Genomic DNA, 21,047 nt, shown 5'->3' with positions numbered 1-21,047 from the left:
TAAAGGAATGACATGTACCGTACCATTTCGACTTTATTTTGCCTAGGAATGCTAAGTGCTTGCGTTGCAACTAACACTAACCCCCCTTCCTCCGAGATGACTAGTAATCCGTCTATCGATCTACAGGTAGAAAGCTCAAAATTAACAAGCGAGGAAAAGCTAACGCTAGCGCAGCAATACTATGAAAGTGGTCAGCCCGAAAAAGCACTCATGCTATATAAAGAGGCTGCAAACGAGGGACTACCCAGAGCTCAGAGTGAATTAGGGTTAATCTATGATGTTGGCGCACTAGGTATTAAAGAAGACAACGAACTTGCATTTCACTGGTATCTAAAAGCTGCAAAACAGCATGATACCCAAGCCTTAATAAACCTTGCAGCGTTTTACCGAAATGGTGAGTTTGTCGATCAAAACCTCGATCAAGCGATAGATTATTATCAGCGAGCAATTTCGTTGAACGCTCCAATGGCTTCATGCGAGTTAGGATTTCTCTATTTAGACGAGCCAGCCAGGAAGGACTTGCTAAAGGCCGAGGCAAACTTTTTACTTGGTGCTAAGCAACAGCTAGCTTCCTGTTATCTAGGTTTAGCGTATCTCTACCATTTTGAAAAAGACAACGTTAAGCAATCATTTGAATGGTACAAACTCGCTGCCGACGCAGGTAATGCTTCTGCTCAGTACAATTTGGCGACTATATATTTCGATGGCGTAGCCACCAAAGTAGACCCCGAGAAGGGTGTACATTACCTTCTATTGGCCGTTGAGCAAAACCATAAATCTGCTGTTGGTTATATGGCCAATATGTACGATTTCGGTTGGTTTGTAGAGCAAGACCAGAAGTTAGCTATACAGATTTACCAGAGAGCCGCGGAATTAGGTGATGCGGGATCTATGGTTAACTTAGCGACCTATTTTGAATCTGGACAATACGTTCCTCAAGATATTGATACAGCTCTAAAGTTATACCAGCTTGCGGCTCAACAAAATAATGCACTAGCGCTAAACAACATGGCTTCTATCTACTTCAATGGCGATCATGTTGAACGGAATACGGCATTAGGGCTAGAGCTTTTCAATAAAGCGGCGACCATGAATAATCCCCAAGCTTTATATAATTTGGGCACCATCTATCGAGATGGAAACTCTGTTAAGCGGGACAGAACTAAAGCCTTGTCTCTTTTTCAACAAGCAGCAGATCTCGGCTTAGAGCAAGCCTACTATGAAGTAGGTAAAGCCTATCATTTAGGCTTAGGAACAGAAAAAAATGATCAACTCGCACTCCCCTACTTATTAGAGATAGCTGAAGGTAACTCCCTAGCAACCCACTACCTAGGGCTCATCTACTACAAAAGCGATTTAGTCGAGCACGATATTGATAAAGCCATTGCATATTTTGAGAAAGCTTACTCACAAGGAGAAATTGACTCGACCGTTAACTTAGGTCAACTATACGAATATGGTAGCCCCAACCATCATGATTTAGACCTAGCTATCGCTTGGTATAAGAAAGGCATTGAAGGAGAACATCCTTATGCTTATATGCGGTTAGGTCTACTCTATATGAACGGAGAAGGTGTGCCTCAAAACATGCTATATGGCCTTGAGCTCTACACCACTTTTTGCAAGTTACGAAACTATAACGAAAACATGAAACTTGGAAATCTCTTTTTCTTTGGAAATGAGATTAAGCAGGACTACCTACAAGCCCGTCATTTTTACGAATTGGCACTCAAGCAACAAGATTCAACTGCCGCGAATAATCTTGGAGAGATGTATCGCCTAGGCCTTGGTGTTAAGCAAGACATTGAGCAAGCCGTTAGCCTCTATCGTTCTGCCGCAGAGTGGCATGGGCAAACAACAGCCATGTTAAATCTCAGTGAACTTTATCTTGAGGGTGAAGGCATCCCCGTTAATGAAGAATTGGGATTAACCTGGCTGAGAAAAGCCGCTGAACATAACGATAGTGAGGCCCAATATAGATTAGGGAAATATTTGCTGGACAGAGAATCCACGACTGCAGGAGAAACCTGGATGAATAAAAGTGCGAATGGTGGTAATCAAAAAGCAATAAAGTATTTGCAAGAAAAGTTATAAATTCCCCACAAAAAACGCAGCCAATGGCTGCGTTTTTATTTCTTAACAGACTCAGGGTTAATCTCCGAAGTCATCCAGCAGGATATTCTCTTGCTCAACACCTAGGCTTTCCAGCATGTTGATCACCGAGGAGTTCATGATTGGAGGGCCACACATGTAGAACTCACAATCTTCCGGCGCCTTATGATTTTTCAGGTAGTTCTCATAGAGCACATTATGGATAAAGCCGGTGTAACCGTCCCAGTTGTCCTCGGGGAGCGGATCCGACAGAGCCACATGCCACTCAAAGTTATCGTTCTCAGCCGCCAGTGCGTCAAAATCCTCCTGATAGAAGATCTCACGGCATGAGCGAGCACCATACCAGAAAGTCATCTTACGCTTGGTCTTTTCACCCTTAAGCTGGTTGAAGATATGTGAGCGCATCGGCGCCATACCAGCACCACCACCGATAAACACCATCTCGGCATCTGTCTCTTTGACAAAGAACTCACCAAATGGCCCAGAGATAGTGACCTTGTCACCCGCCTTAAGATTAAAGATATAAGAAGACATCTTGCCCGGCGGCAAACCATCGGCTGGCGGCGTAGCGATACGCACATTCAGCATGATAATGCCCTTCTCATCAGGGTAGTTAGCCATAGAGTAGGCACGCAGCACATCTTCATCTACGGTCGAAACCAGATCGAACAGGCCATACTTTTCCCAATCGTCACGGTACTCGGTCGGGATATCGAAATCGCTGTATTTCACCTGATGAGCCGGCGCTTCAATTTGAATGTAACCACCGGCCTTAAACTTAACATCTTCACCTTCGGGCAGCTTAAGCAGCAGTTCCTTGATAAAGGTGGCCTGGTTGTCGTTTGAGATCACCTCACACTGCCACTTCTTGACGCCGAAGATCTCCTCTTCCAGCTCAAGTTCCATGTCAGTCTTCACCGCCACCTGACAGGCCAGGCGACAACCCTCTTTGGCCTCTTTCTTGTTGATATGGTCACGTTCGGTAGGCAGAATATCGCCGCCTCCAGACTTCACCTTTACTCGGCACTGACCGCAGGTACCGCCACCGCCGCAAGCGGAAGGAATAAAGATATCCTTGCTTGCCAACGCGCCCAGCAGCTTGTCGCCCGCCGCCGTGGTAATGCTCTTCTCATCGTCATCATTGATGCGAATGCTGACATCACCGTTGATCACTAACTTGCTCTTGGCGACTAAAATCACTATTACCAGCATGCACACGACTATGGTGAACATGCCTATGCCTATTGCCATTTCCATCTAATAACCCTTTTCTTAATGCACTGACTTAAGCACGCCACTTAGAGCGAAATGCCGGAGAAAGACATAAAGCCTAATGCCATCAGGCCCGTGGTAATAAAGGTGATGCCTACACCTTGCAGCCCCGCGGGGATGGCGTGGAACTTCATCCGCTCACGCAGGCCGGCCAGCAGCACAATCGCCATCGCCCAGCCCAAACCCGACCCAGTAGCAAACACCACTGACTCAGCCAGGCTGTAGTCGCGGTTTGCCATGAAGATCACCCCGGCGAAGATAGCGCAGTTAACCGTTAGCAGCGGCAGGAAGATCCCCAGGCTCTGATAGAGGCTAGGAATGTACTTATCCAGAAACATCTCCAGGATCTGCACCAGTGCGGCGATCACACCGATAAAGGTGATCAGCTGCAGGTAGCTCAAGTCAAGCTCGGGATAGCCGGCCCAGGCCAGCGCGCCAGGAGCCAACACGTTGGCATAGATCAGCTGGTTTAGCGGCACCGCGAGTGTCATCACCACAATCACGGCGATACCCAGACCAAAAGAGGTCGACACCTTTTTCGACACGGCCAGGAAAGTACACATGCCCATGAAGAAAGAGAGCGCCATGTTGTCGATAAAGACCGCCTGAACAAAGAGATTAATATAGTGTTCCATAGCCTTAACCTCGCTTACGCTGGATAACATTGATGGCCCAGATCAGTAAGCCAATCAGGAAGAATGCACTCGGCGGTAGCTTGAACATCTCGTTCGCCAGATACCAGCCGTCGTTCTCAACAGTCTTAAGGATCTCATGGCCAAACAGGGTACCCGAGCCCAGCAGTTCACGCACAAAGGCGACACTGAGCAAGATAACGCCATAACCCATGGCGTTACCCATGGCGTCTACTACGGCCAGATGTGGTGGCATCTTCATGGCGTAAGCTTCAGCACGGCCCATGATGATACAGTTAGTAATGATCAAGCCCACAAACACTGACAACTGGCGCGATAGTTCATAGGCCACATCTTGCAGCACCATATCGACGATAATCACCAGGGATGCGATCACAGTCATCTGAGCGATGATGCGCACACTGTTAGGAATAAAGTTACGGATCGTGGAGATGATCAGGTTGGAAAACACCAACACAAAGGTCACCGCCAGCGTCATCACCAAAGCGGTTTGCATCGAGTTGCTCACCGCCAGCGCCGAACAGACCCCCAGTACCTGCATGGCAATCGGGTTATTAGCGAAGATGGGCGTGGTTAAAATATCCCGGGTCGCCGTCATACTCTTACTCATCTTAAACCTCCGACGCTTTTAGCTTGTGAAGGAAGGTCTGATAACCTTCGACACCGAACCAGAACTGCACGGCACGTTGTACGCCGCGCCCCGTCATGGTTGCGCCACTGACCGCATCAACACCATGCAGATCACCCGGCTCAGCGCCACCCTTAACCACACTGAAAGAGACTTTTCCTTTATCATCAAACAGCTGCTTGCCTTTAAACTTATCGGTCCAGGCCGAGTCATCGAGAAAATCACCTATGCCAGGCGTTTCACCATGCTCATAGAAGACCACGTTTTCGATAGTGTTCAGGTCTGGCTTAAGTGCCACATAACCATAGATGATCGACCAGAGCCCCTTGCCATAGATGGGTAGCACCACGGCATGGAGTTCACCTTTTTCGTCAAACACCTTGAATACGCGAGCCTGGTTAGCGCGGGTCTTAATCTTGGCGATATCCTTCTTAGGCTTGATCGAGGTCTGCGGGTTGATGGCCGCCATGCGGTCGTCAAAATCCAGTACATTGGCCTGAGTGTCTATCTCGCCAGAATCCAGATCCACCAGCATAGGCGTCACCGACTTCTCGAAGATGGCGCGAAAGTCCTTATCTCCCCCGATATCGATATCGGCGGCAATGAGTACATAACGCTTAAGCTCATCGCGCTTCTTGGCCAACTTACGTTCTTTGAGTACCTCGGCCGTACCTGTGATCATAAAAGAACAAGAGAGGCAGAGGACGAGTGTGAAGATCATGGTCCCCACAACAGTATCTTTCTTAAATGCCATTAGCGTTGCTTCTCCATAGTGTCGCGCTCGGCGCGGCTGGAACGACGAAACAAAAAGGATGCGAGAATTGACGACCAAAAGTTGGCGGTCTGGATCCTTAACATATGTTCAGATTTATAAGGCATTACGTTTCAGCCTCCGCTTGATGTTGCTGCGCGCCACCAGGTAATCGAAAATAGGCGCCCACAAGTTGGCAAACAGTATCGCCAGCATAATCCCCTCTGGCATCTTGAGATTCAGCACGCGGATCAGCACAGTCATGAAACCGATAAGAGCACCATAGGCAAACTTACCCTGACGGGTGTACGCAGTGGTGACCGGGTCGGTCGCCATGAACATCATCCCTAAGGCAAAACCACCAGTGACCAGATGCCAGGTCCACGGCATGGCGAACATGGCGTTCTTATCTGAGCCGATGAGATTAAACAGCAGAGCAGTGGCTAGCATGCCAGCCATTACCCCTGTCACCACACGCCAGTCGGCCAGACGGGTCAACAGCAGTAGCAGGCCACCGAAAAGAATGGCCAGCGTGCTGGTTTCGGCAATCGATCCCACGGTGAAGCCAAAGAAGGCATCCCACCAAAGCGGGTCACTAAAGGCCTGATACCAGGTGTAGCCTTCAAAGCTCATCTTACCCGCCGCAGTTTCGTGCAGCACAGTCGCGCCAGAGAAACCATCGACCGCCACAAACTGAGCAATCTGCGCCACCTCTGTCGGATAAGCGAAATAGATAAAGGCGTAACCGGCCAGCGCAGGGTTTAAAAAGTTATACCCCATGCCACCAAACACCTCCTTGGCCATGATCACACCAAAGGTGATGCCCAGGGCAACTATCCAAAGCGGTGTTGATACCGGCAAAATCAAGGTAAATAGCAAGGCAGTAACGAAGAAGCCTTCATGCAGCTCCTGACGACGCACCTTGGCAAACACCACTTCCCAAAACAGGCTCACCACCAGCGCGGTAAGATAGATGGGCAGGAAAAAGCTCAGGCCATAGGCAAATAGCCCTAAAAGCCCAGTTTGCTCACTGAGGCCTCCAGAAATGCCATTGAACACCCATAACTGCCAACTCTCTGGTGTCGTCAGCCCAGCGGCCAATGCCTGCTGCGCTTGTAAACCTATGTTATAAATACCAAACAATATGGCAGGTAGCAGGCAAAGGCCCACTAAGGTCATGGTACGTTTGACATCAATCGCGTCACGCACATGCACCTTGCCTTTAGTGCTGCGGCCATGGGCATAAAGCAGCGAGCGCAAGAAACTGCGCATCGACGAGCCATGGGCATAGTAGTTCTCTTGCACATCTGGCTTATTGTCTTGCTTACTCATTAACCTTCCCTCTCAATAATATCTAGGCAGATGCGCAGTTCCTGCCCGAAGTCATACTTACCGGGACAGACAAAAGTACACAGGGCTAAATCTTCCTCATCCAGCTCTAAGGCCCCTAAGGCCTGAGCCTCATCGGTGTCACGCACCACGAGATCGCGCACCAAAAGCGTGGGTAAGATATCCAGCGGCATGACGCGATCCAGCTGGCCAAAGGCCATCATGGCGCGATGAGAACCGCCTGCGTTGGTGGTCAGGTCAAACAAACGTTTAGTGGCCTTAAAACGAGAGGTCACGGCGCGGGTAATAGAAAACTTATCGCGGCCGCCACGTACCCATGGCATCAGCTGATGCTTAATATCTTCGGCGAGCACTGAGATCTGCTGATGGAAACGGCCCAGATAGTCATGAACGCCTTCGGCGGTATGGCCAGCCAATACAGAGCCTGACACTATACGATTGCTGCCAGGCTTAACCTCGCCTTTTACCAGCTCGCTTAACTGAGCGCCGAGCTGAGTGCGCAGCAGCCTTGGATTAAGCGCCGTCGGCCCACCTAGAGCGACAACGCGATCCGTATAGAGCTCACCGGTCAAGAACAACTTGCCGTAGGCGATGAGATCCTGATAACCCAGATGCCAGACTGGACGCTCCAGGCTAGCAGGTGAAATAAAGTGAATATGGGTGCCAACCAGTCCGGCGGGATGCACGCCGGCAAATTGATGGCTTTCGACCTGAGGCAAGTCAGCACCAGGCAGGGCTTCACCGACATCGTGGCACAGATGAATCTTGCCCGGTGTCAGATAGCTAAGCACCTTGAGTCCGGCAGCGAAGGCCTCTTGCTGATCTTTAATGATCACCCGAGGATCGGCGGCTAAAGGATTGGTGTCCATGGCGTTGACAAATATTGCCACAGGCTCGCTGTCCAGCAGGGGCACTCTCGAGAAAGGACGGGTACGTAGCGCGGTCCATAGACCACTCTCTACCAGGTTTTGTTTTACGGCGTCACGGCTGAGCAGATTAAGGTCTGAATAGGCTTGGAAAGTGATCTGCTCCTCGCCCTCCACTTGGATCACGACCGATTGCAATACACGGCGTTCGCCGCGATTGATCTCGACAATCAGGCCACTGGCCGGCGCGGTAAAGCGCACACCTGGTGCCTTCTTGTCTTCGAACAGCGCTTGGCCCTTCTTAACCCGATCGCCAACCTCCACCAAGAGTGTGGGTTTTAGGCCAACATATTCCTCACCTAGCAGTGCTACCTTTGCAGGTCGAGCGCAGCAATCAATCTCTTGCCGAGGCTCACCTGCGATAGGCACATCTAAGCCCTTCTTTATCGTCTTAATCTTGTCTGGAAAAGCTGCCATCGCAAACATCAACCGTTACTAAACTGGGATGCCTTATGGTAAAAGTTTGTTAACTTTGATTCCGATATTGAGGTCACATTCCGACACCGAGCTGTAACTTAACAACAGTTTTTAGATTAAAAATGTGATCTTGATCGCCAGCCAATCCTGAGAACTGTTAACAATGTAGTTTTATAACGATAAAACCAATAAAGCAGATACACCTTATTTAGTTACAACTAAAGCATTAAAAGTGGGACAAAAATTCCCCTATAAGGCATAACAAAATGGCTATTTTTTGTCCCTTAATTGAGGCAGGTGCAACCAAAGATTTAAGACTAATAAAGACAAAACTGATTGCGATATCGGGGAGTTTAAGCATTAATCTCAGCGAACAAAAAAAGATTTAGACATCTAGAAGTCTAAATGATATGGTCATTTTTGGTCACAGGTTTTTACTCAGGATAGGATGAACAAGATGAAACTCGAATCTTTAGCACTGCATCACGGCTATACATCGGAAGCGACGACCAAAGCGGCCGCGGTTCCCATTTACCAAACCACCTCCTATACCTTTGACGATACCCAACATGGGGCCGACCTGTTTGACCTTAAGGTGCCGGGCAATATCTATACTCGCATCATGAACCCCACAACAGATGTCCTCGAACAGCGTCTCGCCGCTATTGAGGGCGGCATAGGCGCACTGGCGCTCGCCTCGGGTATGGCAGCCATCACCTATGCAATTCAAGCCCTAACCCAAGTGGGCGATAATATTGTTAGCACAAGTCAGCTCTATGGCGGCACCTATAATCTGTTTGCCCACACCCTGCCGAGGCAAGGAGTAGAGGTGCGCATGGCAGCCTTCGACGATTTCGAGGCGCTGGAAGCCCATATCGATGACAATACCAAGGCGCTGTTTTGCGAGTCTATCGGCAATCCGGCGGGTAATATTGTCGATATCGCCCGTTTGGCGGAGTTGGCCCATAAGCATGGCGTACCGCTGATCGTAGATAATACCGTTGCCACTCCGGTGCTCTGCCGCCCCTTCGAGCATGGCGCCGATATCGTTATCCATTCGCTCACTAAATATATTGGCGGCCATGGCACCACCATAGGCGGGGTGATCATCGACTCAGGTAAGTTTGACTGGGCATCGCAACCTAAACGTTTTGCCTTACTCAACGAACCAGATCCCTCCTATCATGGTGTGATCTACACCCAGGCCTTCGGCCCGGCAGCCTTTATTGGTCGCTGCCGCGTGGTGCCGCTGCGCAACACTGGTGCCGCCCTCGCCCCTCAGAGTGCCTTCCTGCTGTTGCAAGGATTAGAAACCCTGGCCCTGCGTATGGAACGTCACTGCGATAATGCACTGGCGCTGGCGAAGTTTCTCGAGCAAGACCCAAGAGTAAGCTGGGTCAACTATGGTGCACTACAAAACAGTCCCTATCGTAGTAACTGTGAGAAGATCACTTCTGGCAAGGCCTCTGGCATCATCAGCTTTGGGATCAAGGCCGAAACCAGCGAAGAAGCAAAAGCCGCCGGTGGACGCTTTATCGATGCGCTACAGATGATCCTACGCTTGGTGAACATAGGCGATGCCAAATCCTTAGCCTGCCATCCGGCGACCACCACCCACAGGCAGCTCAACGGTGAGGAACTCGCCAAGGCGGGGGTATCAGAAGACCTAATTCGTATCTCAGTTGGCATTGAGCATATCGATGACATTATTCAGGATGTCTCACAGGCGCTGGATAAGGCGCTATAACCCCATCTCCCTGCGTCTTTTATAAACTTCCTTTACAGACCTCAGATACCGGGCTATTGGCTCGGTATCTTGATTAAGGTCATGCTTTTACGCCTTTTTTAGCTAATACCTTGGTATAGTGCTAACTATGCATATCTGTTGACTATAATGAGTATTGGCGACATTTGGCTTTAACAAGCGACCCGCATGGCAAGGGAGCGGCACATGTACTACACCTCTACGGATCTTAATCAACACTCATCACTCATCACTCATGAGCAAGCTGGCTCACTTGCATACCTCCACACAAGAAAAATTGCCACAAATCACTCGCATTGCCATCGCTCTGTTTGACGAAGAAAGCGATCTCGTACGCACCTTTATTTACAGCGGTAAACCTTCGCCGCTCAATCATTATCAAGCCAATCTCAGTCAATGCCACTCGCTATTACAGATAGCCAAATCCCGCGCCGCCAGAGTAGTACAAGACCTCAGCATTTATGAGGACAGCCAACACGAACACGCAATCAAGATTTATGAGGCAGGCTATCGCAGTAGCTATACCCTACCGCTGCTGTCTGGCACCAACCTGCTAGGCTTTATCTTCTTTAATAGCGAAGATAAAGATGTTTTCGATAAACGCTGTCTTGAACACTTAGATCTTATCGGCAACTTGCTGGCACTAATGGTGATCAACGAATTAAGCGAGGTCATGACCCTCGCCTCGACCATGAAAACAGCCATCGATGTGACCCATTTTCGCGATCCGGAAACCGCTGGCCATCTCAGCCGCATGGCCCACTATTCTCGACTGATCGCTCAACGCGTTGCCGATGACAGAAATTTAAACGACCACTTTATCGAACATATCTTCCTGTTTGCGCCTCTACATGATATCGGCAAGATCACCGTGCCCGACGAGATATTGTTTAAACGTGGCCCACTCACCTCACAAGAGCGCAAAGAGATGCAAAAACACTGTGAGGCGGGGCGAAACTTGATCGACAAGCTGCTCTGTAACTACCACTTGAGCAACCTGGATCACACTCAGGTGTTACGCAATATCGTGCTCTATCATCATGAAGCCATAGACGGTTCGGGTTACCCTGCCGGGTTGGCCGGTGAGTCGATCCCCATTGAGGCAAGAATTGTGGCGGTGGCCGATGTATTTGACGCGCTCACTAGCGAACGTCCCTATAAATCAGCCTGGACGAACGCCGACGCCTTTGCCGAATTGAATAGACTGTCTGGAGACAAATTAGACGCCAGCTGTGTCGCCGCGCTAAATGAGGCGCTCCCAGAGGTAATAAAGATTCAGAAGACCTTTGACTCCACAGAGTTTTAGGCAGTTAAAGCCTCAATCCATGTGAAATAAGCCTGAATACCATAAGTCGAAGTGGGTTAAGACTTGGCTTTAAGATGCCGAGGTTAAAGCAATCGGTTAGCAGAGTAAGGTTTACAGGCGATGGTAAAACAACCCCTGCGATACATTCGGCATCGCCAAAGTAAAAGTAAAGGCCTGCCAAGCCAGGGCGCCAGCAGGCCTTACAGTCAAATCATGGCTTAGACTTAGAAACGACCTACTAGGCCAAGACCAATGTTTACGCCGTCGAAGTCAGAATCCAACACGCGCGCGACCTGGAAGTTCGCCGAGACGTTATCAGAAATACGCAGCCAGTATGAGGTTCTTACATCAAATGCATCATCATACTCTGTATCGGTATAACCCAGACCCACAGACCAAGCATTGTTCACATACCAATCGGCGCCTAGGTTGATCATGTCGTCATTGTCACTGTGAGTCCAGTTAGCCTGTAGATCCACACCGGCAGTAGATTGTAGCGCGATATAGCTGCGAACCTTCACACCGTAGCGCTCCTCAATACCCTCATCGCCATCGGCATAGAAGACAGAAACAGCTGAAGAGTCGTTGAAGTAATAACCCACTTCAGCGCCATAGGTGTCGAAATCGAAGTGAGCATAGTCGTGCTTCTGATAGTTCACACCAACAAACCACTTTGAGGCGAAAACATAGGTGCCGTCGATACCGTAAGAGTCCAGGTCGGCATCGTCAAAGTTGCTGTAGTAGGCACCCAGATTAGAGCTTTGCGCCAGGAAGCCATTTAGGGCATATGGGCTGCTGCTCTGATCCACTGGCGTCACATAGTAACTGTAATTTGCTTTCCACAGACCATCGCCGAACTCTTCAGAGTTAGACTGGTAGTTCAAACCAGCTTCGTGTTGAAAGGCGTTGTCTTGCACCGCGAGTGCGCTCATGCTGCTAAGACCAAGAAGAATGGCAACGGCTGTTACTGATTTTTTCATCAATGTATTCCCTTATATTTATGAAGCTAGGAGAATAAAAGATAAAAATAGAAAGGTGTTGAACTCAATCCATTGTAATTTTCTGATATTTATAAGAATAAATATCCTGTGCTCTCCTAGCGGCGCTAACGATAAGCCATAGTTTAGGAATAGCGCAATAAAAACTTCATAAAAGCTAAGCAAAAAAACATTATCAAAAACAACAATTAACAGTCAGGTAACAAGTGAAACCCGAAGGTTACAACTTGCCATCCAGATACAGAAATCAATACCCCTTTAATTCTTAAAGGCCATTAGTGCTAGCTGCTTTCGTCTGCTCGCGCTCATCGAGGATCAACATCCCGTGAGTGATGGCCTGCACCGCTCTGGACTTAAATTCGCGGCGATACAGGGTATAGACCACCACTAGGCTAGAGGCGATAAACAGCAGTGGATGGAAAAACCACCCCAGCACCGCCATCGAAAAATAGTAGGAACGCAGGCCATAGTTGTAAGCATGGGCGGCCCTATCTTGTACTATCGCCATCTGATAGGCGTAATCCTTGAGACGTTCGTCGTTGCCGCTCTTATCAACCGGAGTCGCCCCCACCATCACGTTGAGAAACCCATATTGACGCATAGACCAAGTAAATTGAAAGAAGGCCATCACAAAGATAAAGGTCAAAATACCCAATTTTAACTGGATCAGCAGATGCACAGGGGGCGCCGTCAGTGGGATTGAGGTAATGACAGCCTCCAGGCGTTCAACCTGAGCAAACAGGGTTAACACACCGGCGAGCACCAACATAGTGGTACTGGCAAAGAAGGTAATATTACGCTCTAAGTTAGCCAGTAATGCGGCCTCGGCCACCCTCACCTCGCGCCCAAGTAACTGATACATCCAATGCACCCTGTGCTGGTGCAAACAACGGGCAATACAGTTGGTTGTCTTAGCCTTCTGACGGGCAAAGCGGGCGTACCCGATCCAACAACTAAAGAAACAGATCACAGCAATGAGATCGAGCAGATAATTATTCATCATGGATTCAACTTGTTAACTATGGCAACCGGCTACCAGAGGACCTCATTTCATTTAATCATAGCCTATTGATATTGCAACTCTATTTCCTGGGTTCTATTTACCCTTAAGCCACTATGACTCTGTTATCTAGGGTATTGTCTACCAGCAGAGCGATACATCGCGGTCGTATCAGCACAGGAGATAGAAAGTGGATTATAAAGCGCTGCAATTGATACTGCTTTGTAGAGGGTGACCGATAAAACATTAAAATCGTGCTCTCTGCGCTTTTATCAGCCATTTCTACTGTGTTATCGACGGTTTATATTGAATCACTAGGCGTCACCCCCTTTGGTTTCTATGGTTCGTCTACAAACTAGCTCAAAAACAAACAACAAAGGTCTACGCACTCTCGCGCTCAGGCTATACCTACTCACAAATCTTAGCTAAGATAGTGAAAATTATGTTGCAGCCGTGTATCCACTTGCAAGAGCCGATAACAATCGCAACGTGCCAAGTTACAAGAGTCTAAGAATAAAGGATTATTTATGAAGTCAATCTCTAATGCTCTGTTTACAAGCCTGCTCGCTTCAGGCCTTTTGCTCACTGGCTGTAGTGGAGGAGGCAGCGGTAGTGATACCTCTGGCAACGGCGGTTCCATCGGCACGGGGTCGGGCGGCACGGTGACATGGGTCGAGGGGGAATTTACCCCTTATACACAGTTAGCGGCTCAGTGCGATGCGGGTCTCAAGGAGAAGCTCTGGTTACGTTCGTGGAGTAACGACACCTACCTCTGGTACAGCGAGATCATCGACAGAGATCCGGCGCCTTATCAGGTATTGGAATATTTCAGCCTGCTGAAAACCGAAAACCTATCGCCATCAGGCAACCCCAAAGATCAGTTCCATTTCTCTATGCCTACCAGCGAATGGGAACAACTTAATCAGTCGGGTGCATCGGTCGGCTATGGCATGAGTGTTCATCTACAGCAGCTCACTGCCACCACAGACAGAAAAGTGACCGTTGCTTACACTGAACCAAACACTCCAGCCAGCAATGCCAATATCACCCGCGGGGCAGTCATCGTTAGCATAGATGGCGTAAGCGTAAAAGATGCCAATGACATGGCGTCAATCAATACCTTAAATAATGGCTTGTTCCCTAGCGATGCCGGACAAGAGACTCGATTCACGATACAAGATCTGGGCGCAAGTCAGACCCGAGATGTGATACTGACGGCGCAAACAGTGGTTTCAACCCCAGTGCAAAATACTAAAGTTGTGAGCACCCCAACAGGTAATGTGGGATATCTACAGTTCAATTCCCACATCGCCACCGCGGAGCGCGGTCTGTTCGATGCCATCAACACTCTGGCAACCGCTAAGGTTGACGACCTAGTGCTGGATCTGCGATACAACGGTGGTGGCTTACTGGCCATGGCCAGCCAGCTGGGCTACATGATTGCCGGTAAAGAAGCGACACAAAATCGTATCTTTGAGCGCAGCACCTTTAACGACAAATACCCAACCAAAGATCCTGTCACAGGCCAAACCTTGACCCCAATGCCTTTCATCGATGAGTCTCTTGGCTTTAATCCAGGCCTTCTATCAAGCGGTCAGAGTTTACCGACACTTAATCTGTCACGAGTATTTGTCCTCACGACCGACAACACCTGCTCAGCCAGTGAAGCACTAATCAACAGCCTGCGCGGTATCGATGTTGAGGTGATCCAAATTGGCGGCACCACCTGTGGTAAGCCCTATGGCTTCTACCCAACACCAAACTGTGGCACCACCTATTTCACCATTCAATTTAAGGGTGAGAACGATAAAGGCTTTGGTGATTACTCTGACGGCTTTGTCCCCAGCAGCAATCCAACGCTAGCAAGCGAAGTACCTGGTTGTGATGTGGCTGATGACTTCAACCACGCTTTAGGTGACCAAAATGAAGGTCTGTTATCGGCGGCGCTTTACTATCGCGATAGCAACTTCTGTCCAGCCCAGGTTGCAAGCGCGGCACGTAGCCAAGTCAAACCAGGATTTATCGACACAGGTTACATTCTCGAAGATACGCGCAAGCAAAATCTGCTGTTAAATAGCCGGATTCTGACTCAGCCTGAATAGGATTTATGATGAAACGCATAGTTCGTATCATGATCGGCTTCATGCCGTTAACGCTCCTTGGCTGCTCACTGCAGGCACAAGACGCTGCTTTGCCAGATCCTGTGCCTGCCCCAGTACCTGCAATAGTCAGCGAACCGAGTGCTGAGAGTCTGACTGAGCTGGAAAACGCCATCGCCAAACTGTTACAGATGGAGAAGGTGACCCTAGCCGCCGATGCATTCACTCAAAACAGTCGATTGGCCCTGGAACGCAGTCCCCATACGGATCCTAACGGGCAGCTGTTAATGGGCCGCAACTTTGAGCTGCCACAAATCGTGCAGCTTTGGATAAGCGGTGATAAGTGTTTTGTCACAGATTCCGAGAAGCATCGCAGTGCACCGCTGACAGTGACTCGCTGCTATCCTGAATAAACCCTGCTGAATAAGCTATCCAGATGAGTCTTTTACACGACGGCTGCTTACCCAAAGCAGCCGTCGTTTTTCATGCTTAGTGCGCTTTTATCTGGAGGCCGCTAGGTTAATCTTCCAGCCTGGATTAAGGCGATACCTAAATCCATACAGCGAGGCCCATACAGAAAGACCCATACAGAAAAGCTCATACATAAAGAGCTACTCAAAGGGCCACACAAAAACGCTCGCAAAGATCCGTTACAAACGTCATCAAGCTCTGTAGCGGCATTAGGCGACATAAGATTGCCCTCCGATACCCTAATGCGAGCTCCCAATAGAACCGTCTGCAATGAGTTAGTACATATCCTTCTAAATGTAACAATTGTTACAGTGATAATATCCCGCGCTTCTCATTATTGTTTTACATACAAATTATTAAGAGGCCTTATGCGCTTAGCTGTTTCCGCATTAGCAGTGTCATCTGCACTCATCCTTCCTAGCGTCCACGCTGAAGATCAACAAGCCAGCTTAGATCAACAAGCCAACTTCGAAAAAATCGAGATCATAGGTTCACGTATCGCACTACGTACCGCCACAGATAGTGTGGCACCAGTGGACATTATCACCGCCGAGCAGCTCGAATCGACGGGGATGACAGAAACGGCTAAGGCACTGCAATTTGCCGCGCCAAGTTACAGCTTTCCATTCTCATCGGTAACCGATGGCTCAGATGCGGTGCGCCCGGCAAGCCTGCGCGGCCTGTCACCGGATCACACCTTAGTCTTGGTCAATGGTAAACGTCGTCACGGTTCGGCATTGGTCCATTTAAGTGGCACTGTAGGTAAAGGCTCATCTAACGTCGACTTAAACGCCATTCCGATGACCGCTATCAAGCGTATCGAGATCCTACGCGACGGCGCATCGGCGCAATATGGTTCCGATGCAATTGCCGGCGTCATCAACGTGGTGCTAAAAGACAGTGAACAAGGTGGTAGCGTATCGGCACAAGCCGGCCAGACCTACGCGGGTGACGGTGAACAGTGGCGAGTGGGCGCCAACCACGGCATAGCCCTGGGTGACGATGGCTTCATTAATGTCTCTCTCGAGGCCCATCATAAAAATAGCACTAACCGAGCTGGGCTAGATCCTCGCCAGCAGTATCCGCAGCTAGCCGATGGTTCGCCGGATCCTCGCGAAGCTACTTTTAATCGCAAGAGCCACCAAGTTGGCGATGCCGAATACGACAACCTAGGGCTGTTCATCAACGCAGCCAAGGCTATTTCGGACAACGGCGAGCTATACGCCTTCGGTGGCGTGAGCCAACGCGAAACCAAATCTGGCGCCTTCTACCGCAGAGCCCTGGATAAACGTAACTTAACCGAGGTTTATCCCGATGGTTTCTTACCCCAGATCAACCCTGAAATTATCGATACCTCGTTAGTGCTTGGCTATGAGTTCAGCCTGGGTGAATGGAACATAGATACCTCCGCAGGCCATGGCGAAAATTCATTTAACTACAATATTGTTAACTCATTAAACGCATCTTTAGGCCCCGACAGCCCGACCGAATTTGATGCAGGCACTTTGTCGACCCGTGAAACCAATGTAAATATCGATGCGTCGCGCTATTTCTCCTTTGCAAATGACTCAGAGATCCTCTTTGCCGCGGGTGTGTCATGGCGTAAAAATGGCTACCAAATTGAAGCAGGCGAGACTGCTTCCTACATCAATGGGGGTTTTGATAATCGCGCCGCTGGCAGCCAGGGCTTTTCGGGCTTTACCCCAGAATCTCAAGTCGACGAGACTCGAGATAACACCGGCGTTTATGTCGAGCTAGAAAACCAATTAACCGATGACTTTTACTGGGCGGCGGCGCTGCGTTACGAAAACTATTCAGACTTCGGCGACAACACCAGCTGGAAGCTAGCGGGTCGTTATGACTTTACCGACAACCTGGCCCTGCGCGGCACCATTAACACAGGATTTAGAGCGCCTAGTGTACAGCAGCTGTATTTCAGCAATATCTCTACCCTGTTTAACCCTGATCCTGTCACGGGTCAGTTGGTACCGACAGAGTCGGGTACCTTCAACACCCTGTCACCCGTGACAAAAGGGTTAGGGATCAATGAGCTAGAGCCAGAGTTATCACAATCTTTCAGTCTCGGTCTGGTCTATCGTAATGACGCGGGCCTAGCAGTAACCTTGGACGCTTATCAGATCTCGGTCGATGACCGTATCATCTTGTCGAGCTCAGTCACGCCAGATGATTCACCGGCCGTTGCACAAGCCTTGGCTGGCACGAATGCCGAATCGGCACGCTTCTTCATTAACGCCGTCGATACCCGTACCCGAGGGGTTGATCTAGTAATAAGCCAGGACTTTGATATCGGTGCTTGGGGCGATCTGCAGGCCAACCTGGCCTATGCCTATAACAAAACGGAAATTCAAGACATTCATTTCCCGCAAGTCTTAGACGGCGTAGGTAAAGAACTCTTCGATCGTATCGAACAAACCCGTATGACCTCGGCCACGCCAAACAACACAGGCAACCTGGGACTCACCCATAGGCTTGGCGACTTCAAGACCAACGTTCGTCTAAGCTACTTTGGCGATTACACCGTGGGTTATTCCTCTGGCGATGTAACTTATAGCGACCAATGGGTAATGGATTTGTCAGTGCAATATGCGGCAACTGAGGCGCTAAGCTTTACCGCCGGGGCGCAAAACCTGTTTGATGTCTATCCAGAGAAGCGTCCGGACAGCAACAACTTCAATGGTATCTTCGTCTATCCATTAACCAATACGCCATTTGGCTTTAATGGTGGTTACGTCTTCTTAGAAGCAAAATATACCTACTAATCTCGTATCGCTTCCTCACCCTAAAAACAGGCCATTTATGGCCTGTTTTTTTATTTAGCCATACATAGATGCATACAAGGGACAGCCTAAGTAACTTGTTCCCATCGACGGCCTATGTGAGAATCGACAGCAGACATTTGAGGGAAGGATATGACACAAGCAGCAGATAACTCGACCACAGCTAAGACAGGTCTTGATGACGCGAGTGACGACATAAAACTCGCCGTAGACCTTATTTATCTTCTGGAGAGTCATGAGATTGAACCAGATGTGGCACTGGCGGCATTAGAGATAGTCAAGCAAGATCTGCAAAGAAAACTGAGCAAAGCGAACACTTAGCCGTTTACACTCAGGGCATCACGCATTCATTTACGGCCCATTCATTGCTCCCATTTATTGGGTAATGAGTTAACCATAAAAAACGCAGCCTAAGCTGCGTTTTTAGTGTGACTCGAAAGCTTTACTTAGAAGACAACTGTCTGCTCAGCAGTACAGGTCGTAGTCCCTTCATCACAAGCTTTATAAGTGTAAGTTCCGCCACCTTTAGTGTTGATAGTGTCGGTATAGGTGCTGCTTGCCGAAGTGGTCGCGATCATGCTGCCATCACGGTAAACATCTACGTTTGCACCAGCAGCGCCAGAGAAAGTCAGATCCACTGTCTTAACGCCCTTGTTCTTGTAGCCGTTTGCCGACAGGGTGAAATCACCACCGGTTCCGCCGCCATTGTCACCACCATTATTACCACCAGCACAGCCGTTAGCTGTCAGGTAAGCATCGGCGGCTGCAGCCTGAACGATACCATAACCGAAGTACACATCTTTACCCGCTGCACCACTGTCCATAGCTGTGGCTTTCAGCGCCGCACGGATCTCGCTACCAGTACATTGGTTATGGTTAGACCAAACCAGGGCGGCGATGCCTGATACGGCTGGTGTCGCCATAGAAGTACCGCTCATGAAACCATAATCCGAGGTACCGATATCCACAGTTGCCGTGCTTGCCGCCAATAGCGCCGCACGATCTTCCTGCGCTGTACCGACAGCAGGGATTGAAGTGCTGTTGGTGTCACCTAAGGTGCCATACAACATGCCTGGCTCATTGTTGATAATGATCGCGCCGATACCACCAGAGCTCTCACAGTTAGCAACCTTGTCATGGAATGAGATCACACCACGGTCGATCACACAGATATTACCGTTAGCGCCCGAATCGGTCGCCTCGGCGGTGCCCATGTAATAGGTACTACCTGAAACCGAACCTGAGTTTTCCATCGCGCTGCTGGCAAATGAAGCGCCGTCAGCGGTTAGGTTAGCTGCGGTTGCCATACCTGCCGGATATGTAGACAGTGTATCGACACCACCAGCGGTCACTTCCACACAGATAGTTTCGTCCGTAGTAGCCTTAGGACCACGGCCCGAAGTACAAGATGGGAACTGAGAAAAATCGGCGATGTTGTTGTTCGCATCGTTTGCGCCCACCATCATCACAGATGGATAACCCGCAGGGTATGAACGAACGCTGTTACCGTCGTTACCTGCTGCCGCAACTACTAGGCCGCCCGCATCAACAAACGCCTGGAAGGCATTAGATTCGGTCGAGTTAGCGCCGCCGCCACCTAAGCTCATGCTGATGATGTTGGCACCGGCCGCACTACACAAGTTAGTGGCGTGAGCCAAATCAGATGAGTAACCCCAACCTTCAGCGTTAAATACTTTAATGATGTGCATGTCGACGCCTGGCGCCATACCGATCACGCCCACATTGTTGTCGGCCGCACCGATAGTACCCGCAACGTGTGTACCGTGTGGACCACCGTTAACGTTCCAGCTGCCTGTGCCTGAGTCGTTGTCGCCAGTGATGTTGTTCCACACAAAATCTGGGTTAGACGCGTCCAGACCTGAGTCGATAACACATACCTTCATGCCAGCAGCGGCATTGAAGGCCACCTGATCTGCCTGCGATTGATAAACAGCGTAAGGCGTTACCTGCTGAGTCATAGGATTGCCCGCATCATCGCTAAAGCCCATCAGATGACGACGCTGATCCGCCTCTACTAATTTAACGTGTGGATTGTTTAACAGTCCTTTGACCTGGGCAAGATCTTTACCAGCAAAGGTCGCAGCAATAAAGCCGTTACCGTCTACATGGATCTGTGCACCTAACTGTTTTGCCAGTGCCTTAACAACACCTTTACTGCCATTGTCTACCTGGATGATGTAACGATCATCATCGGCAAATGCCTGAGTTGACAGGCCTACACTTAACGCCATTACGGCACTTGCCAATTTAGTTAACTTCATAGAGGTCTCTCCATTATATTTATTTTGTTAAGAGTCTTTTATTAAAACTTCCCTGAATAGCAAATGCCTCGGTATATCTCTCTTATATTGCGACCTAATTTGGCATTTACTACCACACAACAAGCAACAAGCTATCACACCAACTCAATAGCAACAAGATATTAACAATAAATAAACATATGTTGCACCATGGTACATTTTAAATGCTTCTGGACTATG

Annotated in this window: 16 protein-coding genes; 7 read left to right on the top strand and 9 right to left on the bottom strand. The window is 49.2% G+C overall.

From position 1 onward, the window contains the following. Positions 1 to 12 precede the first annotated feature (12 nt). The gene (locus tag L2712_RS10095) at positions 13 to 2,094 is read left to right on the top strand and encodes an SEL1-like repeat protein (RefSeq protein WP_248977717.1); all 2,082 of its coding nucleotides are present in this window, start codon (positions 13 to 15) and stop codon (positions 2,092 to 2,094) included. Between the two features lie 57 nt (positions 2,095 to 2,151). Here the strand turns inward: L2712_RS10095 and nqrF are convergent, their stop codons facing one another. The 6 genes from nqrF to L2712_RS10065 form a co-directional block, all read right to left on the bottom strand. Next, on the bottom strand, positions 2,152 to 3,369 hold the full coding sequence (gene nqrF, locus L2712_RS10090) for an NADH:ubiquinone reductase (Na(+)-transporting) subunit F (RefSeq protein ID WP_033537513.1): 1,218 nt from the start codon (positions 3,367 to 3,369) through the stop codon (positions 2,152 to 2,154). A 41-nt stretch (positions 3,370 to 3,410) separates the two neighbouring features. Further along, positions 3,411 to 4,019 carry an NADH:ubiquinone reductase (Na(+)-transporting) subunit E gene (nqrE, locus tag L2712_RS10085; RefSeq protein ID WP_033537512.1) on the bottom strand — a complete coding sequence of 203 codons (609 nt, stop codon included), beginning with the start codon at positions 4,017 to 4,019 and terminating at the stop codon, positions 3,411 to 3,413. A 4-nt stretch (positions 4,020 to 4,023) separates the two neighbouring features. Then, on the bottom strand, positions 4,024 to 4,647 hold the full coding sequence (locus L2712_RS10080; RefSeq protein ID WP_033537511.1) for an NADH:ubiquinone reductase (Na(+)-transporting) subunit D: 624 nt from the start codon (positions 4,645 to 4,647) through the stop codon (positions 4,024 to 4,026). A gap of 1 nt (position 4,648) precedes the next feature. After that, entirely contained in the window at positions 4,649 to 5,419 is a 771-nt protein-coding gene (locus L2712_RS10075; RefSeq protein ID WP_033537510.1) for a Na(+)-translocating NADH-quinone reductase subunit C, read from the bottom strand. A gap of 114 nt (positions 5,420 to 5,533) precedes the next feature. After that, entirely contained in the window at positions 5,534 to 6,748 is a 1,215-nt protein-coding gene (locus tag L2712_RS10070; RefSeq protein ID WP_248977716.1) for an NADH:ubiquinone reductase (Na(+)-transporting) subunit B, read from the bottom strand. Continuing rightward, positions 6,748 to 8,109 (bottom strand): Na(+)-translocating NADH-quinone reductase subunit A, encoded by a 1,362-nt coding sequence (locus L2712_RS10065; protein WP_033537765.1) that lies wholly within the window; start codon positions 8,107 to 8,109, stop codon positions 6,748 to 6,750. The genes L2712_RS10070 and L2712_RS10065 overlap by 1 nt, the downstream gene beginning before the upstream one ends. 457 nt (positions 8,110 to 8,566) lie before the next feature. On the opposite strand from L2712_RS10065, the gene L2712_RS10060 reads away from it, so the two are divergent. Both L2712_RS10060 and L2712_RS10055 read left to right on the top strand, forming a co-directional pair. After that, entirely contained in the window at positions 8,567 to 9,856 is a 1,290-nt protein-coding gene (locus L2712_RS10060; RefSeq protein ID WP_248977715.1) for an O-acetylhomoserine aminocarboxypropyltransferase/cysteine synthase family protein, read from the top strand. Between the two features lie 295 nt (positions 9,857 to 10,151). After that, on the top strand, positions 10,152 to 11,180 hold the full coding sequence (locus tag L2712_RS10055) for an HD domain-containing phosphohydrolase (RefSeq protein ID WP_248977714.1): 1,029 nt from the start codon (positions 10,152 to 10,154) through the stop codon (positions 11,178 to 11,180). A 224-nt stretch (positions 11,181 to 11,404) separates the two neighbouring features. On the opposite strand, the gene L2712_RS10050 is transcribed toward L2712_RS10055, so the two are convergent. Together L2712_RS10050 and L2712_RS10045 are read right to left on the bottom strand one after the other, a co-directional pair. Next, a complete protein-coding gene (locus tag L2712_RS10050) occupies positions 11,405 to 12,160 on the bottom strand; it encodes a putative porin (RefSeq protein WP_248977713.1) in 756 nt (251 codons plus the stop codon). Positions 12,161 to 12,443: 283 nt separating this feature from the next. Beyond that, positions 12,444 to 13,181 (bottom strand): DUF599 domain-containing protein, encoded by a 738-nt coding sequence (locus L2712_RS10045; protein ID WP_428618096.1) that lies wholly within the window; start codon positions 13,179 to 13,181, stop codon positions 12,444 to 12,446. A gap of 524 nt (positions 13,182 to 13,705) precedes the next feature. On the opposite strand from L2712_RS10045, the gene L2712_RS10040 reads away from it, so the two are divergent. The 4 genes from L2712_RS10040 (at position 13,706) to rsmS (ending at position 18,867) form a co-directional block, all read left to right on the top strand. Further along, positions 13,706 to 15,280 (top strand): S41 family peptidase, encoded by a 1,575-nt coding sequence (locus L2712_RS10040; RefSeq protein WP_248977712.1) that lies wholly within the window; start codon positions 13,706 to 13,708, stop codon positions 15,278 to 15,280. Between the two features lie 8 nt (positions 15,281 to 15,288). Beyond that, positions 15,289 to 15,690 (top strand): hypothetical protein, encoded by a 402-nt coding sequence (locus L2712_RS10035; protein ID WP_248977711.1) that lies wholly within the window; start codon positions 15,289 to 15,291, stop codon positions 15,688 to 15,690. Between the two features lie 426 nt (positions 15,691 to 16,116). Continuing rightward, positions 16,117 to 18,528 carry a TonB-dependent receptor plug domain-containing protein gene (locus L2712_RS10030; RefSeq protein ID WP_248977710.1) on the top strand — a complete coding sequence of 804 codons (2,412 nt, stop codon included), beginning with the start codon at positions 16,117 to 16,119 and terminating at the stop codon, positions 18,526 to 18,528. Positions 18,529 to 18,678: 150 nt separating this feature from the next. Beyond that, complete coding sequence (gene rsmS / locus L2712_RS10025; RefSeq protein WP_248977709.1) at positions 18,679 to 18,867, top strand: pleiotropic regulatory protein RsmS; 189 nt, start codon at positions 18,679 to 18,681, stop codon at positions 18,865 to 18,867. A 125-nt stretch (positions 18,868 to 18,992) separates the two neighbouring features. Here the strand turns inward: rsmS and L2712_RS10020 are convergent, their stop codons facing one another. After that, positions 18,993 to 20,828 (bottom strand): S8 family serine peptidase, encoded by a 1,836-nt coding sequence (locus tag L2712_RS10020; RefSeq protein ID WP_088904169.1) that lies wholly within the window; start codon positions 20,826 to 20,828, stop codon positions 18,993 to 18,995. Between the last annotated feature and the right edge of the window lie 219 nt (positions 20,829 to 21,047).

The organism is Shewanella marisflavi (assembly GCF_023283925.1).
In the GTDB taxonomy this organism is placed as follows: domain Bacteria; phylum Pseudomonadota; class Gammaproteobacteria; order Enterobacterales; family Shewanellaceae; genus Shewanella; species Shewanella marisflavi.
This window is presented reverse-complemented; position numbering and strand designations above follow the sequence as displayed.

Excerpts from the sequence above, each read along its gene's own strand:
- L2712_RS10020 (WP_088904169.1), bottom strand. The coding sequence starts at position 20,828 with ATGAAGTTAACTAAATTGGCAAGTGCCGTAATGGCGTTAAGTGTAGGC.
- L2712_RS10030 (WP_248977710.1), top strand. The coding sequence starts at position 16,117 with ATGCGCTTAGCTGTTTCCGCATTAGCAGTGTCATCTGCACTCATCCTT.
- L2712_RS10040 (WP_248977712.1), top strand. The coding sequence starts at position 13,706 with ATGAAGTCAATCTCTAATGCTCTGTTTACAAGCCTGCTCGCTTCAGGC.
- L2712_RS10065 (WP_033537765.1), bottom strand. The coding sequence starts at position 8,109 with ATGGCAGCTTTTCCAGACAAGATTAAGACGATAAAGAAGGGCTTAGAT.
- L2712_RS10075 (WP_033537510.1), bottom strand. The coding sequence starts at position 5,419 with ATGGCATTTAAGAAAGATACTGTTGTGGGGACCATGATCTTCACACTC.
- rsmS (WP_248977709.1), top strand. The coding sequence starts at position 18,679 with ATGACACAAGCAGCAGATAACTCGACCACAGCTAAGACAGGTCTTGAT.
- L2712_RS10050 (WP_248977713.1), bottom strand. The coding sequence starts at position 12,160 with ATGAAAAAATCAGTAACAGCCGTTGCCATTCTTCTTGGTCTTAGCAGC.
- L2712_RS10035 (WP_248977711.1), top strand. The coding sequence starts at position 15,289 with ATGAAACGCATAGTTCGTATCATGATCGGCTTCATGCCGTTAACGCTC.
- nqrE (WP_033537512.1), bottom strand. The coding sequence starts at position 4,019 with ATGGAACACTATATTAATCTCTTTGTTCAGGCGGTCTTTATCGACAAC.
- nqrF (WP_033537513.1), bottom strand. The coding sequence starts at position 3,369 with ATGGAAATGGCAATAGGCATAGGCATGTTCACCATAGTCGTGTGCATG.
- L2712_RS10045 (WP_428618096.1), bottom strand. The coding sequence starts at position 13,181 with ATGATGAATAATTATCTGCTCGATCTCATTGCTGTGATCTGTTTCTTT.
- L2712_RS10080 (WP_033537511.1), bottom strand. The coding sequence starts at position 4,647 with ATGAGTAAGAGTATGACGGCGACCCGGGATATTTTAACCACGCCCATC.
- L2712_RS10095 (WP_248977717.1), top strand. The coding sequence starts at position 13 with ATGTACCGTACCATTTCGACTTTATTTTGCCTAGGAATGCTAAGTGCT.
- L2712_RS10070 (WP_248977716.1), bottom strand. The coding sequence starts at position 6,748 with ATGAGTAAGCAAGACAATAAGCCAGATGTGCAAGAGAACTACTATGCC.
- L2712_RS10060 (WP_248977715.1), top strand. The coding sequence starts at position 8,567 with ATGAAACTCGAATCTTTAGCACTGCATCACGGCTATACATCGGAAGCG.